Below are 15010 nucleotides of genomic sequence, written 5' to 3' on the forward strand. Positions count from 1 at the left end.
TCTCCTGATTAATAGCGTGCTTCGCGGAACAGACCCAGGGCTTCCTGGACAGGTCTATCCGAGAAGCTGAATAGCACGGTCTCTTCTGGCGTGTTGAACGACACGCTGTGCCAGGTTGGCACAACAAAAATATCTTTCGCTTTAAAGCTGAAGGTCTGCTCACCGATGGTCACTTCGCCGCTGCCTTCCACCACGTGGTAGATGGTGCTGTCGGTGGTCCGCGCCTGACGCGACTGGAAGCCTTTCGGCAGCAGTTGCAGGAAAGCGCCCATCGACGGCATCGGGTAGCCGCCGGTGACGGGGTTGACGTAACGCATCTTGTAGCCATCCCACTCGTCGGCCTCGCCCAGACGCATCAGGTCATGCAGAGCCTCGCGGCTGCGGTCATAGCGATAGTTGAAAATCGGCGATGAGTTGCCCACCTGGTGACGCAGCGGCAGCATGTTGGCGGCGTAGCGCGGCAGGTAATCGCCCTCTTTACGCGTCACCGGCTGCTGTTCCTCCGGGTAATCTTCGGCAAAGCCGCAGCCGAGATAGTTCACCAGCGGCAGGTCAAGACCGTCGAGCCAGATAACCGGTTCGTCGCCCGGATTGCCGTGGTCGTGCCAGCGCCACTGCGGGGTGAGGATAAAGTCGCCGGGGCTCATCTGGGTGCGCTCTCCGTCCACGGCGGTAAACGCGCCATGACCTTCCACCACAAAACGCAGCGCCGACTGGTTATGGCGATGGCTTGGCGCCACCTCGCCCGGCATGATCAGCTGCAGGCCCGCATACAGCGACGAGGTAATCGATGACTGACCGCGCAGGCCGGGGTTTTCCAGCACCAGTACGCGGCGCACCGCCTCTTTCGCGCCAATCAGCGTGCCGCTTTCCAGCAGCAGCGGGCGAATTTCCTGGTAGTTCCAGTAGGCCGGAGCGCAGTTGGCGTTCGGCGTTTTAGGCACCAGGTGATGCAACGATTCCCACAGCGGCGTCAGGTTTTGCCCGGAAATGTGCTGGTAGAACTGTTGGCGATCGTGTTTTACATCCGCGGTCATTATTATTCTCCTTAACTTTTCACCGCGCCCATAACGGGCTGCGATTCGGGTACTCGGGATGACTGGCGTACGACCAGCGTCAGCAATGTCAGCATGACGGCGCTAACGGCGGCCGGTACGGCAATCACAAAAAACAGGGTGTCGAATGAGAAATTCATCGCCATCATCATGCCGCCGGAGACCGAACCGACGATGGCGCCACAGCGGCCAATGGCGTTGGACCAGCTCACGCCGGTGGCGCGGCTTTGCGTGGGATAGAGCGTCGCGGTCAGCGCGTTAAGCCCCACCTGCGACCCGCTGATACCGATGCCGGTGCCAAAAATCGCCAGCGCCATCAGCCACAAACCGTTTTCGCTCAGGCCAATCATCACAATGCATACCGCCCCCAACGCATAGCTGACGGCCAGCACCCAGAAAGGATTGAATTTATCCATCAGTACGCCCAACAACAGCGCGCCCAGCGTACCGCCGACCTGGAACGCCGCCGTCACCCACGAGGCGTGTTGCAAATCGATACCACGATGGTTCAACAGCGTCGGCATCCAGCTCGAAAGCAGGTAGATGATCAGCAAACTCATAAAGAACACCACCCACAGCATCAGCGTGATGGTGAGCTGACGCCCGGCGAACAGTTGGCTGATGCTGCCCTTTTGCGTGGCGGCGGGCTCATCCAGCCAGAACTCGGTGTCTTCGTAGCGCTCACCGGTCATGGCACTGAGCGTACGGCTGATTTGTGCTGGCGGACGCTGACGACGGACCAGCCAGCGCGGCGACTCCGGCAGCGCGACCAGCAGGCCGAAGAACAGCGCCAGCGGCAGCACGCCGCCCAGCACCAGAATGCCGTGCCAGCCAATCACCGCCACCAGCTGCGCGCTGACGATACCGCCGAGCGCCGAACCGAGGGTAAAGCCGCAGAACATCAGGGTGACCAGCGCACCGCGACGGCGGGACGGCAGATATTCCGAGGTCATAGTAATGGTGTTAGGCATCGCGCCGCCGAGGCCGAGGCCGGTTAAGAAGCGCAGTACAATTAACATTTCCAGATTGGGCGAGAAGGCTGACAACAGGCTGAAGAGGCCGAACAGCGCGACGCACCATTCAATCACCCGTTTACGCCCAAGCTTGTCGGAGAGCGGGCCACACAGCAGCGCGCCTGCGGTCAGGCCCAGCAAACCGGCGCCAAACAGCGGGGCAAGATCGGCGGCGCTCAGTTGCCAGTGTTCACGAATGGCCGGGGCGATAAAGCCGATGGCGGCGGTATCAAACCCGTCCATCATCACCACCAGGAAACAGCAAATAATGACGCGCCACTGCATCGCGCCGATAGGGGCGGCGTCGATTAGCGCCTGAAGTTCACGTCGTTGCGTCATAGGGAGGGCCTCGGTAAATGCAGGTTATCCATTTCGCCGTTCGCGCGTCTGGCCCGAACGGCACAGGGTAAGATGTTTCTTTTTTTGCTTTTATGTTGCCATTTTGTGATAAGAGAAATGAGTTGTACAATGGCATTTCATGCTTAACCATAACCAGGAGGTTATACCTGATGGCGGACTGGACGCAGAAACTGAAGCTACATCATTTGCATATCCTGGTGGCGCTCGGCGAGCAGGGAAATCTCACCCAGGTGGCGAAAAGAATGCACATCACGCAGCCCGCGCTGTCGAAGTGGCTGACCCAGTTTGAGGAAGAGTTGGGTCTGACGCTGTTCGAGCGACACAGTAAAGGGTTACGTCCGTCGGAAGGCGGCAAGCTGCTGCTTCAGCACGCCCAGCGGCTAATCAACGATATCGAACGTTCACAGTTTGAGATGGAGCGCTTTAAGCAAGGCGGGCTGGTTGGCAGCCTGAAAATTGGCTGCTCGCCGGTGGCCACCGACTGCGTTTCCCAGGCGATTTTCCCACTGCTGGCCGAAATGCCGACGCTACATCTGAATATTGAAGAAAAGGTAATGACGCCGCTGCTGCATGATTTACAGTCCGGCGTGGTGGATGTGGTGGTGGGGCGTATCGGCGGCCGGGCGCTGGAACTGCCGCTGAACTATGAAGTGCTGTATACCGAACCGGTGTGCTTTGTGGCGCGCACCGACCATCCACTGGCGCGCCTCCCCAGCCTGACCTGGAACGATCTGGCCCCGTGGCGCTGGATAGTCTGGCCAAACGGCACGCCCATCCGCCAGAGTATCGATAATGCGCTGGTGGAAAACGGCGTGATGTTGCCGGAAAATACCATCGAATCGGCGTCCATGAACATCAGCGTTAACCTGCTGCAAAGCAGCGATATGATTTCGATTCTCTCCTTACGTCTGGCCGAACGCTATCAACGTCAGGGACAGCTCTCGATTCTGGCGCTGCCGCGCATTGAGCAGAAAGGCAGCGTTGGCGTATTCTGGCGCAAGAAGGATCTCCCGTCGCTGGCGCTGAGCCGTTTTCTCCACTTTTTATCGCATCCGGTACACCATGAGGGCTAACCTGCGGACAGATGGCTGATGTTCCGCTTATCTATATCAGCTATGCTCAGATTTCATGTTGTGATCGGTAGCACATTTCAGGGTTTAATTGTATGATGAATGCATTCCACCAAAGGTGAATCCCATGCTCAAATCACTGAATATTATCTGGCAATACCTGCGTGCATTCGTGCTGATTTACGCCTGCCTTTATGCCGGAATTTTTGTTTCTTCGCTGCTGCCCATCACCATCCCCGGTAGCATTATCGGCATGCTTATCCTGTTCGTCCTGCTGGCGTTGCAAATTCTGCCCGCCAAATGGGTCAACCCCGGTTGCTACGTGCTTATTCGCTATATGGCGCTGCTGTTTGTGCCGATTGGCGTTGGCGTGATGCAGTATTTCGCGCTGCTCAGCGCGCAGTTTGGCCCGGTGGTAGTCTCCTGCACGATCAGTACCCTGGTGGTGCTGGTCGTGGTGAGCTGGAGCTCACATCTGGTACACGGGGAACGTAACGTCGTTGGGCAAGAAGAGGCGAAAAAATAATGCTCCATTATATATGGTGGTCGCTGCCGCTGACCCTGGTTGTCTTTTTTGCCGCCCGTAAGCTGGGCGCGCGTTTCAAAATGCCGCTGCTCAACCCGCTGCTGGTTTCTATGGTGGTGATTATTCCGTTCCTGATGCTGACCGGCATCCCGTACGACCACTATTTCAAAGGCAGCGAAGTACTGAACGACCTTCTGCAACCGGCGGTGGTCGCCCTCGCCTACCCGCTGTACGAACAGCTGCACCAGATTCGCGCGCGCTGGAAATCCATCATCACTATCTGCTTTATCGGTAGCGCGGTGGCGATGATTACCGGCACCACCGTGGCGCTGATGATGGGCGCATCGCCGCAAATTGCCGCCTCTATTCTGCCGAAATCGGTCACGACCCCGATTGCGATGGCGGTGAGCGGCAGCATCGGCGGTATTCCAGCCATAAGCGCGGTGTGCGTGATTTATGTCGGGATCCTCGGCGCGGTGTTTGGCCATACGCTGCTGAATCTGATGCGCATTACCACTAAAGCCTCACGCGGCCTGTCGATGGGCACCGCGTCGCACGCCCTCGGTACCGCCCGCTGCGCGGAGCTGGACTACCAGGAAGGGGCGTTTAGTTCACTGGCTTTGGTCATTTGCGGGATTATTACCTCGCTGATCGCACCGTTCCTGTTCCCGATTATTCTGGCGGTCGTGGGATAAAACGAGACAAATCACACATTTTTGGTTGAGATTGCATGCGTTGCACTAGCAATGAGATATTGATCACTTATTGTCGCGTTCGTGCCCCGTACACTACGATCCCATTACATTGTTATGAGGCACAACGCCATGCATCCACGTTTTCAATCTGCTTTTACGCAACTGGCGGCAGACCTGCAGACCGCTATCGCTCCGCTGTTAGCCGATCCGCACTTCCCTGCCCTGTTAAGCGCCGGGCAGGTCTCATCGCTGCAACAGGCGACGGGGTTGGACGAAGACGCGCTCGCTTTCGCGCTCCTGCCACTGGCGGCCGCTTGCGCCCGCGCAGACCTCTCTCACTTTAACGTTGGCGCGATTGCCCGCGGTGTCAGCGGCACCTGGTATTTCGGCGGCAACATGGAATTCCTTGGCGCGACCATGCAACAAACGGTTCATGCCGAGCAAAGCGCCATCAGCCATGCCTGGCTGCGCGGTGAAAAAGCGCTGCAAGCGATTACCGTCAACTACACGCCGTGCGGCCACTGCCGTCAGTTTATGAACGAGCTGAACAGCGGACTGGCGCTGCGTATCAATCTGCCGGGCCGTCAGCCACACACGTTGCAGGATTACCTGCCGGACGCCTTTGGCCCGAAAGATCTGGAGATCAAGACCCTGCTGATGGACGCACAGGATCACGGTTATCCGCTCGAGGGCGACGCACTGGCACAGGCTGCGATTCGAGCCGCGAATCAGAGCCATACCCCGTACAGCCAATCGCCGTCTGGCGTCGCGCTGGAGTTACGCGATGGCACCATTTTCAGCGGCAGCTACGCTGAAAACGCCGCGTTTAACCCGACGCTGCCACCGTTGCAGGGCGCACTGAACCTGCTGAGCCTGAACGGCTACGACTACCCGGATATTCAGCGCGCCATTCTGGCAGAACGCGCCGACGCGCCGCTGATTCAGTGGGATGCCACCGCCGCAACGCTGAAAGCGCTCGGCTGCCACAATATCGATCGCGTTCTGTTGGCATAACCCAATAAGCGCAGCGCCATCAGGCTGACTGGCGCGGATTGCCGGATGGCGGCTTTGCCTTATCCGGCCTACAAACGGTAATCCGCCTCCGTTGTCTAATTTCCCCGCAATTAAACGATGGTTTCTTGCGCTTGCCCGACGGGTAAAGTAGCCTGATGTCTCCCTCGTCCACGGTTGAGCCAAGTTCATGTTAAAGCGTGTGTTATACAGCCTGTTAGTCCTGTGCGGCCTGCTGCTGTTGACCGTGCTGGGTCTCGATCGCTGGATGAGCTGGAAAACAGCGCCCTACATCTATGACGAGCTGCAAGATCTCCCCTACCGTCAGGTGGGTGTGGTGCTCGGCACCGCGAAGTACTATCGCACCGGCGTGATCAACCAGTATTACCGTTACCGTATTCAGGGTGCCCTTAACGCCTACAACAGCGGCAAGGTCAACTATCTGCTGCTGAGCGGCGATAACGCGCTGCAAAGCTATAACGAACCGATGACCATGCGCCGCGATCTGATCAAAGCTGGCGTGGCGCCGGAAGATATCGTGCTGGATTACGCCGGCTTCCGTACGCTCGATTCCATCGTCCGTACCCGTAAAGTGTTCGACACCAACGACTTCATCATCATTACCCAGCGCTTCCATTGCGAACGCGCGCTGTTTATCGCCCTGCATATGGGCATTCAGGCGCAGTGCTATGCGGTGCCATCACCGAAAGATATGTGGAGCGTTCGTCTGCGTGAATTTGGCGCCCGCTTTGGCGCGCTGGCCGATCTTTACCTGTTTAAGCGCGAGCCGCGCTTCTTAGGCCCGCTGATCCCGATTCCTGCCCAGCAGGAAGTACCGGATGATGCGCAGGGGTACCCGGCGGTAACGCCGGAGCAGCTGCTGGAACTGCAGAAGAAAAAATCCTGATAACCTCAACGCTTAAACGTAAAAAAGCCCGGTTCAAACGCCGGGCTTTTTGCCTAATGTATATGTTATTTCTTACGCGCGTATTTCAGTGAATCCAGCGCCACCGCGAAGATAATAATCGCGCCTTTGATAATGTACTGCCAGTACGGGTTGACGCCGATATAGGTCAGACCGTAGTTGATAACGGTGAAGATGATAACACCGGTCACCACGCCGAGCACCGTACCCACGCCACCGCTGAATGAAACCCCACCCACCACGCAGGCCGCGATAGCATCCAGTTCGTACATAAAGCCGAGGTTGTTGGTTGCTGAGCCGATACGACCCGCTTCCAGCATCCCGCCGAAGGCGTAGAACACGCCTGACAGCGCATAAATCACCAGCAGGTTCAACGCAACGTTCACACCGGAGACTTTCGCCGCTTCCGGGTTGCCGCCGATAGCGAAGATGTTTTTACCAAAGCGAGTCTTGTTCCACAGGATCCAGACAAACCCAACGGCAATCAACGCGTAGAAGGTAATGTACGAAAGGCGGAAGCTACCGAGTGCGACAAACCCTTGCGTGAAGGTCGAGAAGCCGCTGTCAAAGCCGGAAATCGGCGACGCGCCCACGAAGTCGTAGTACAGGGAGTTAATGCCGTAAACGATGATCATCGTACCCAGCGTGGTGATGAACGGCGTCACGTTCAGGTAAGCGATGATAATCCCGTTAATCAGGCCGATCACCGCGCCAATCGCGCAAACAATCAGGATGACTACAAAGATTGGCATGGTCGCCATTTCCGGGAAAACCTTGTTGGCGTTTTCCATCGACTGCAACAGCGTCGCGGCAATCACCGCCGCGAGGCCGACCTGACGACCCGCCGACAGGTCGGTACCCTGGGTCACAATCAGCCCGGCAACGCCGAGGGCAATAATAATACGTACAGAAGACTGAGTCAGGATGTTACTAAGGTTCAACAAACTTAAGAAAGTTGGGTCCTGGATAATAATAATAGCCAGCAGAACCAAAAGAACAACGTAAATACCGCCATCTTTCAGATAAGTGAGAAAGCTTTTTTTATTTAACGCACTCATGTCGAGCCCCTGAAATTAAAGGTGCAATGACGCAAGACGGAGAATTTCGTTTTGCGTTGCGGTTTTCGTTTCTACAATTCCGGCAACCAGGCCATTACTCATGACAAGGATACGGTCAGTAATACCCAGCAGCTCTGGCATTTCTGAAGAAATAATAATGATCCCTTTATCTTTCTTTGCCAGCTCGGCGATTAATTGATAAATTTCAAATTTTGCACCCACGTCGATACCGCGAGTCGGCTCATCCAGCATCAGAATTTCAGGCTGAGTTAACAGCCAGCGTCCAATAATGACCTTCTGCTGGTTACCGCCGGATAACGAACCAATTTGCGTGTGATGCCCTGGGGTTTTTACGCGCATCGAGTCGATAACCCATTGGGTATCGCTCTTCATACGTGAATTATCCAGCAGGCCGACTTTGTTTTTATAACTCTTGATATTCGAAATTAAAGAGTTAAAGCCAATATCAAGGTAAGCATAAATACCGGTTGAGCGGCGTTCTTCGGTAACAAGCGCAAAACCGTTATTAATCGCTTCGTTGGCGCTATGGTTGTTGATTTTCTTACCGTGCAGGGTAATGGTCCCGCTCGACTTTTCACGTACGCCAAACAGCGTTTCAACGATATCGGTACGCTTGGCGCCCACCAGCCCGGCGATACCGAGGATTTCCCCTTTACGCAACTGGAACGATACGTCGCGAATCGACGGCTGGCGCAGGGATGTCAGGTGCTGCACGTCGAGGATCACTTCCCCCGGTACGTTCTGCCTGTCCGGGAAGCGCTGGTTTAGCGAGCGCCCTACCATCATGGCGATGATCTTGTCCATATCCAGCCCTTCCAGCGGCTGGGTAGCAATCCACTGCCCGTCGCGCAGAACGGTGATTTCGTCGCACAGCTGGAAGATTTCTTCCATTTTGTGCGAAATATAGACGATGCCGCAGCCACGATCTTTCAGCTTACGGATAATGGTGAACAGATGGTTCACCTCTTTCTCCGTCAGCGATGAGGTCGGTTCATCCATAATCACGATTTTGGCGTTATAGGAGAAGGCTTTAGCGATTTCAATCATCTGCATCTGCGAAACAGATAACGTGCCCACGCGCGCACGCGGGTCAATATCAATATCCAGCTCGTCAAAGATGGCTTTGGTATCGCGATACATTTTGTCCTGATCGACAAACATGCCTTTGGTGGGATAACGCCCCAGCCACATGTTATCCATCACAGAACGTTGTAATACCAGGTTCAGTTCCTGGTGGACCATCGAAATACCGTTTTCCAGCGCCTCTTTAGCGGAATGAAAATCGATTTCCTTGCCCTGGAAGAGAATGCTGCCGGAATCTTTTTGATAGATCCCAAATAGGCATTTTAATAACGTTGATTTGCCCGCACCGTTCTCACCCATTAATGCATGGATAGAGTGTGGACGAACTCTCAGGTTAACATTATCGAGTGCTTTTACGCCGGGAAAAGACTTGTTGATCTGGCTCATTTCCAACAAGAATTCACCTGACGGCTCTCTATTATTGTTGTCCATATATATACCTGGCCGCGATAATTCTGAGTCAGTATTTATGGGGCACACGGATGTGCGCCCCATATATTTAAAGATTACTTACCGGTGAATTGGCTAAGGTTATCTTTATCTACGCCAACGTATGGAACGCGGACGATTTTGTTTTCAATTTTCCAGGTGGTGCCATCAGCGGCGCCTTTACCTTCAGCCAGGTTTTTCGCCAGGTCGAAAGTGGCTTTCGCCTGGTTGTTGGCATCGTTCAGCACGGTACCGGCCATCGCACCCGATTTAACCAGCGCCAGCGCTTCCGGCAGGGCATCGACGCCAAACACCGGGATAGAAGATTTGTTGTGTGCTTTCAGCGCTTCAACCGCACCCATCGCCATCGCGTCGTTGTTGGCAATCACGACTTCAATTTTGTTGGCGTTCGGGCCAGACAGCCAGGCGTCCATTTTATCTTTCGCCTGGGCGGTATCCCACATTGCGGTATCCAGCTGCAGCTGCTGGGTTTTCAGGCCTTTGTCGTTCAGCTCTTTGATAACGTAGGTGGTACGCGCTTCCGCATCCGGGTGACCCGGTTCGCCTTTCAGCAGTACGAACTGAATCTGACCGTCTTTGTTCAGGTCCCAGTTCGGGTTCGCCGCCCAATGCTTAGCAATCAGGTCGCCCTGGATAATACCGGACTCTTTTGAATCGGTACCGACATAGAAGGCTTTGTCATAGCTATCCAGCGCTTTACGTGAAGGTTCTTTGTTGAAGAAAACGATCGGCACGTTCTGGCCGCGCGCTTTTTCAATCACCGTGCCCGCCGCTGCCGGGTCAACCAGGTTGATCGCCAGCGCTTTCACGCCTTTTGCCAACAGCACGTCAATCTGGTCGTTCTGCTTGGACTGGTCGTTCTGGGAGTCGTTCATCAGCAGCTGAACATCCGGGGCAGATTTGCCGTCTTTCTCAATCGCCTTGCGCACAACGGACATGAAGTTGTCGTCGTATTTATAGATAGTCACACCGATACGGGTATCGGCAGCGTGCGCTGCGGCACCGAAAAACATACTGGCCATCAGAGCAGACAGGGTTAACACCTTCTTATTCATGGTATCTCCGGTTTTATTATGCAGGGTAGTACGGGTGAAAATAGTCGGCGGGCATGGTTAATGGAATGTTACCACCCGACGAAATTCACTGATCAAAATTTGTTCTTCCGTGTTGAGTAACGATCCAGAGTACGATTTATTCTGTGTTTGCAGCTGGTCTACGCTATAAAAAGTGATTAATCACCGTTACATCATGTTTCAGCCTGATAAACGCTGCCACTATAGCCATCGCGATGTTAACAATCTGTGAATTTACTCACAGATTGAAAACGGTTACATCGGATTAACAACTTAGTTCGTGATGGGATGCACAAATTGCCGCTGAGCCACCGAGTGGCGGCGAACCAGGGTCGGCATAAAACAATGCGTAGCGTCACCGTCGAGCTTTCCTGCAGCACCGAGTAACGCCAGTTCAGTGGCTTGTTTTGCCATAGAAACAATCGGATAGCGCACGGTGGTGAGTTGAGGATCGGTATAGCGCGCAATCGGGATATCATCAAAACCAATCACCGAAACCTGCTGCGGCACCGCAATACCGTTATCTTTGAGCGCGCTTAGCGCCCCGGCGGCCATGTTATCGTTATACGCAAAAACCGCCGTCAGTCCGGCGTTGCGCCCGAGCAGTTCAACCATTGCCGCCTCACCGCCCTGCATATCTGGCGTCCCGGTGCCAACCCAACTGTCTGGCGCCACGATGCCCTGTTCCAGTAAGGCTCGCGCCCACCCTTCCCGACGCATGTCGTCATCTTCGATGTTGTGACTGGAGGCCAGGTAGCCGATACGCTGATGGCCATGATTGAGCAGCATTCGGGTGCCCATCAACGCGCCACTGACGTTGTCGAGGCAAACGCAGCGGTGCGCATAGCCGGGGACGATACGATTGATCAGCACCATGCCGGGCATCTGAGCCATAAACTCGCTCAACTCCCGATCGCTTAACGCTTTTGAATGGACGATCAGCGCGCTACAGCGCTGACGTATCAACACTTCAATGGCGTTACGTTCTTTGTCCGCTTCATGATAGCTGTTGCCAATCAGTACATTTTTTTGATACTGCTGGGCCACTGTATCAACCGCTTTCACCAGCGCCCCGAAGAACGCATCGGAGACGTCCATCACCACCACACCAATGGTATCGCTGACCTGGGTGGCCAGCGCCTGCGCGTTGGCGTTTGGCCGATAGCCTAACGCGGCAACCGCTTTCATCACTGCCTCGCGGGTATCCTGGCTTACCAGTGCGCTGTTGTTCAGCACCCGGGAGACGGTAGCAACGGAAACGCCAGCCTGGCGCGCGACATCACGAATGGTGACCATACTCACCGCCCGATTGAATAGTGCTGCAGTTCACGTGACACCTCCTGGGTCCATCAAGATGCGCTATTCTGGCAGCGAGCTGGCGGCAACTACGTGAGGGCGGTCACACGTCTGGAAACGGTTACATCCATTTTGTTAATGGTTGTGATCTCGATCGTTATCTAAATGTATTGCGGAATGAAACACCAGCGGCTATTGCCGTCAACTGCCGCCATAGCCATTCCACCGGCCCCTGACGGAAGCGATGCAGCCACAACACGGAAAAGACGAGGTTGACCAGCCAGACAGGAACCACGAAAGCCAGCAACGTCAGGCGATCGAATTCCATAAACAGACCGAAATGATAGAAGAGCGTGGTGCAGATGAGCGTTTGCAGCAGATAGTTAGTGAGCGCCATACGGCCCACGCAGACAACGGCTGCAGCAAGTTTAGAACGGCTGATTTGCGGCCAGTAGCCATAGGCCAGCGCCGCATAGCCCAGTGTCTGAATGGGTGCGCTGATTTCCCGCGGGACCTGTAACAAGAAAGCGCACCAGCGGTAGTCCCAGCCGAGATGCCACTGCGCGGCAATCGCAGGCAGATTAATCACCATGCCGAGCGGAATACAAATGCCCGCACAGCGGCGATAATGACGGAGGCTGAACTGCCCTTTCAACCAGCCGCAGCGCATCAGCGCCGCCCCCATCAGCATCATGCCCGCCAGCTGCCAACCGTACTGCGCGCCCAGCGCCAGCAGGTTAGCGGATAACATATCAGTGCGATTGCTGAACGCCTCCAGCCCGCCGTTCAGCTTCCAGTAGTGTTCATACAGCAGACTGGAAGCATCCGGCACCCATGAACGGCTCTGGCCGCTGTCGGCAATCAACCCCAGCAGGATCAGCACGGCTACGCCGACGACATAGAGCATCACACCGGTATTAAACAACGCTTTGACTTCCCCAGCGTCACGCACCAGCCGCCAACAGATAAGCCCTACCAGCGCGTAGGCCAGCAGAATGTCACCGTCCCAAAACAGCAACGCATGGATAAAGCCCAGCAGCGCCAACAGCGTTAAGCGGCTTTGGATCCAACGTGAACCGCGCGGTAGCAGTAGCTGGAGCCCAGCGCCAAACAGGAGCGCGAAGAGCGTCAGGAATTTGACCTGAGCAAAGAGATCGAGAATGGCCCACGTCCAGGCATCGCGCGAGGTGACCTCGCCGTACCAGGCCGGGTTCAGATAGGCGGCCTTCGGCAAGCCGAAGGCGCTGATGTTCAGCAGCAGGATCCCCAGAATGGCAACGCCACGAATAAAATCCAGCGTGACGTTTCTCTCCATGTCCCCTGCTCCGCTGACGTATTAGTTGTGGTGACGCACCGCGCGCAAGAACTCCTGGCGGGTGTTCTGGCTGGACTTGAACAGACCGCCGAGCGACGTGGTCGTGGTCGCGCTGGTGGCATCGCGAATACCGCGCGCTTTCACGCAGTAGTGCACCGCGTCAATGGAGACCGCCACGTTGTTGGTCCCCAGCAGCGTTTGCAGCGCAGTCAGGATTTGCTGCGTTAAACGCTCCTGCACCTGCGGGCGCTGAGCGAAAAACTGCACGATACGGTTAATTTTCGACAGGCCAATCACCGAATCTTTCGGGATATAGGCGACGGTCGCCTTACCATCAATGGTCACAAAGTGGTGTTCGCAGGTGCTGGTTAGCGTGATATCGCGCACGGTCACCATTTCGTCGACCTTCATTTTGTTTTCAATGACGGTAATTTTCGGGAAATTAGCGTAATCCAGACCAGAGAAAATCTCGTCCACATACATTTTGGCGATGCGGCGCGGCGTTTCCATCAGACTGTCATCACTTAAATCGAGATTCAGCAACTGCATGATCTCAGTCATATGTCCGGTAATCAGGCGCTTACGGGTTTCATTATCCATTTCGCGCACCGGTGGGCGCAGCGGGGTTTCCAGACCACGGGCGACCAACGCTTCGTGTACCAGGACCGCTTCTTTACTCAGTGATGACATTATTATTTCTCCTGCAGGTGTGCACTTTGCTTTTGTCGGTGCAAAGTTTGCACTCATTGTGCGTGAGGCGACGCACAGAATCCAGTATTCGTCGCGATAATTATTGCAATCGTTCTTACCTTTCAGGCTGGGGACGCCAGACCAGCGCGCCACCGATCAGCAGCGCAACCGCAGCAATCCCCAGCGCGGGCTCCAGTCGCTGGGTCAGCCAGGTCGAGAGCGCCGAAGTCATTGGCCCTATCAGTTGCCCGACGGCATAGCCGGTGGTCAGCAGCCCGGCCATATAGCGGGCGTGATTTGGCGCCAGCTCGCGGCCATAAAGCAGAGAGAGTTGTACCGCCGCGAGGAATCCGCCGCCAACCAGCAGCGCGCCGACAACCAGCCCACTCATCCCCGGCAGCAGCCAGGCGGCCAGCACGCCGACGCCCTGCAGCCACAATACTATCGCCAACCGCTGGTGCGTGTGACCCAAGCCACGCGTAGCAATACTCAGCGCAATCCCTGTTGCCCCCGCGAGGCCAAAGACCGGCCAGATAAACTGAGCAAACAGGCTGTCCGGGAAACGCTGGCTGGCCATTTGCGATAAGAAGGTGGCGGGCAGAATATAGCCAAAGCCCGCCAGGCTGTAGCTCCACACCAGCCGCTTCAGGTTGCGGGTTAAGGTTAATGGCTCCGGCTTTTCACCGCTACGGTGCAGTTCGCCGGGCCGCGGCAACCAGCGGCCAATCAACGCCACCAGCAGCAGCGCCAGCACGCCGTACAGCTGCCAGCCCGCCGCCGCGCTCAGCGCCTGCGCATGAATAAATACGCCCAGCAGGCCGCTTATCGCGATCCCCGCCCCCGGCCCAGCAAACACCGCCGCACTGAGCCCCGGCCTGGCATAGTGCGCCAGCCGTTCATTCACCCATGCCGCCGTCAGCACCATCGACCAGCCGCTCATGCAGCCGATAACAAAACGTAGCGCACCGTGCAGCCAGGCGTTATCCGCCAACGCGGATAGAAAGGTCAGCGCCACCGCACCGATGATGCCAAGATACAGTCGGGCCTCAACGCCGCGATGGGTCCGCATGGCATCCCAGGCACCCACCAGGTAACCCAGATAGTTAAGCGCCGCCACCAGCCCGGCGCTGGTCAGCGTCAGCTCACCTTCCGCAATCATCAGCGGCACCTGAGGCGTAAAAGCAAAGCGCCCAATCCCCATCGTTGCCACTAGCACCAGAAAGCCGCTGAGCGCAATTCGTACCGGCATGAAAGCCTCAAATGTGAATGTAAAGTTATCTTTATGATGCAACATGTAAATGTTATGCGGAAGTGAAAGTTACTCACCAGCGATGAATTATCTGTATGATGGGACTATTAATTCTGACCA

Annotated in this window: 14 protein-coding genes; 5 read left to right on the forward strand and 9 right to left on the reverse strand. The window is 55.8% G+C overall.

Annotation, left to right across the window (positions count from 1 at the left end):
• Nucleotides 1-8: 8 nt before the first annotated feature.
• Nucleotides 9-1037 (reverse strand): gentisate 1,2-dioxygenase, encoded by a 1029-nt coding sequence (gene gtdA, locus K7B04_RS21530; protein ID WP_167575426.1) that lies wholly within the window; start codon nucleotides 1035-1037, stop codon nucleotides 9-11.
• Between the two features lie 11 nt (nucleotides 1038-1048).
• Nucleotides 1049-2407: an aromatic acid/H+ symport family MFS transporter gene (locus K7B04_RS21535; protein WP_167575425.1), complete on the reverse strand. Its 1359-nt coding sequence runs from the start codon at nucleotides 2405-2407 to the stop codon at nucleotides 1049-1051.
• Nucleotides 2408-2577: 170 nt separating this feature from the next.
• Between K7B04_RS21535 and K7B04_RS21540 the strand changes: the two genes are divergently transcribed.
• From K7B04_RS21540 to sanA, 5 genes are all read left to right on the forward strand, one after another.
• Nucleotides 2578-3501 (forward strand): LysR substrate-binding domain-containing protein, encoded by a 924-nt coding sequence (locus tag K7B04_RS21540; protein ID WP_163447615.1) that lies wholly within the window; start codon nucleotides 2578-2580, stop codon nucleotides 3499-3501.
• A gap of 124 nt (nucleotides 3502-3625) precedes the next feature.
• Nucleotides 3626-4024: a CidA/LrgA family protein gene (locus tag K7B04_RS21545; protein WP_163447614.1), complete on the forward strand. Its 399-nt coding sequence runs from the start codon at nucleotides 3626-3628 to the stop codon at nucleotides 4022-4024.
• A complete protein-coding gene (locus K7B04_RS21550; RefSeq protein ID WP_163447613.1) occupies nucleotides 4024-4719 on the forward strand; it encodes a CidB/LrgB family autolysis modulator in 696 nt (231 codons plus the stop codon). Before K7B04_RS21545 ends, K7B04_RS21550 begins: the two co-directional genes overlap by 1 nt.
• A gap of 129 nt (nucleotides 4720-4848) precedes the next feature.
• Nucleotides 4849-5733 (forward strand): cytidine deaminase, encoded by an 885-nt coding sequence (cdd, locus tag K7B04_RS21555; RefSeq protein ID WP_163447612.1) that lies wholly within the window; start codon nucleotides 4849-4851, stop codon nucleotides 5731-5733.
• 187 nt (nucleotides 5734-5920) lie between these two features.
• Complete coding sequence (gene sanA / locus K7B04_RS21560; RefSeq protein WP_163447611.1) at nucleotides 5921-6637, forward strand: outer membrane permeability protein SanA; 717 nt, start codon at nucleotides 5921-5923, stop codon at nucleotides 6635-6637.
• A gap of 65 nt (nucleotides 6638-6702) precedes the next feature.
• Here sanA and mglC read toward each other — a convergent pair whose 3' ends face one another.
• The 7 genes from mglC to K7B04_RS21595 all read right to left on the reverse strand — a co-directional run bounded on the left by mglC (nucleotide 6703) and on the right by K7B04_RS21595 (nucleotide 14890).
• Nucleotides 6703-7713: a galactose/methyl galactoside ABC transporter permease MglC gene (gene mglC, locus K7B04_RS21565; protein WP_163447610.1), complete on the reverse strand. Its 1011-nt coding sequence runs from the start codon at nucleotides 7711-7713 to the stop codon at nucleotides 6703-6705.
• Between the two features lie 15 nt (nucleotides 7714-7728).
• The gene (gene mglA / locus K7B04_RS21570) at nucleotides 7729-9249 is read right to left on the reverse strand and encodes a galactose/methyl galactoside ABC transporter ATP-binding protein MglA (protein ID WP_223802996.1); all 1521 of its coding nucleotides are present in this window, start codon (nucleotides 9247-9249) and stop codon (nucleotides 7729-7731) included.
• A gap of 74 nt (nucleotides 9250-9323) precedes the next feature.
• Nucleotides 9324-10322 carry a galactose/glucose ABC transporter substrate-binding protein MglB gene (mglB, locus tag K7B04_RS21575; RefSeq protein ID WP_064544116.1) on the reverse strand — a complete coding sequence of 333 codons (999 nt, stop codon included), beginning with the start codon at nucleotides 10320-10322 and terminating at the stop codon, nucleotides 9324-9326.
• Nucleotides 10323-10613: 291 nt separating this feature from the next.
• Entirely contained in the window at nucleotides 10614-11636 is a 1023-nt protein-coding gene (gene galS, locus K7B04_RS21580) for an HTH-type transcriptional regulator GalS (RefSeq protein WP_163447608.1), read from the reverse strand.
• Between the two features lie 157 nt (nucleotides 11637-11793).
• On the reverse strand, nucleotides 11794-12951 hold the full coding sequence (gene yeiB / locus K7B04_RS21585; RefSeq protein ID WP_223802997.1) for a DUF418 domain-containing protein YeiB: 1158 nt from the start codon (nucleotides 12949-12951) through the stop codon (nucleotides 11794-11796).
• A gap of 21 nt (nucleotides 12952-12972) precedes the next feature.
• On the reverse strand, nucleotides 12973-13641 hold the full coding sequence (gene folE / locus K7B04_RS21590; protein ID WP_064544110.1) for a GTP cyclohydrolase I FolE: 669 nt from the start codon (nucleotides 13639-13641) through the stop codon (nucleotides 12973-12975).
• A 115-nt stretch (nucleotides 13642-13756) separates the two neighbouring features.
• Nucleotides 13757-14890, reverse strand: a complete 1134-nt coding sequence (locus tag K7B04_RS21595; RefSeq protein WP_064544224.1) for a YbfB/YjiJ family MFS transporter — start codon at nucleotides 14888-14890, stop codon at nucleotides 13757-13759.
• Nucleotides 14891-15010 lie beyond the last annotated feature (120 nt).

The sequence above is a fragment of the Kluyvera sp. CRP genome, assembly GCF_019930565.1.
Lineage (GTDB): Bacteria > Pseudomonadota > Gammaproteobacteria > Enterobacterales > Enterobacteriaceae > Kluyvera > Kluyvera georgiana_A.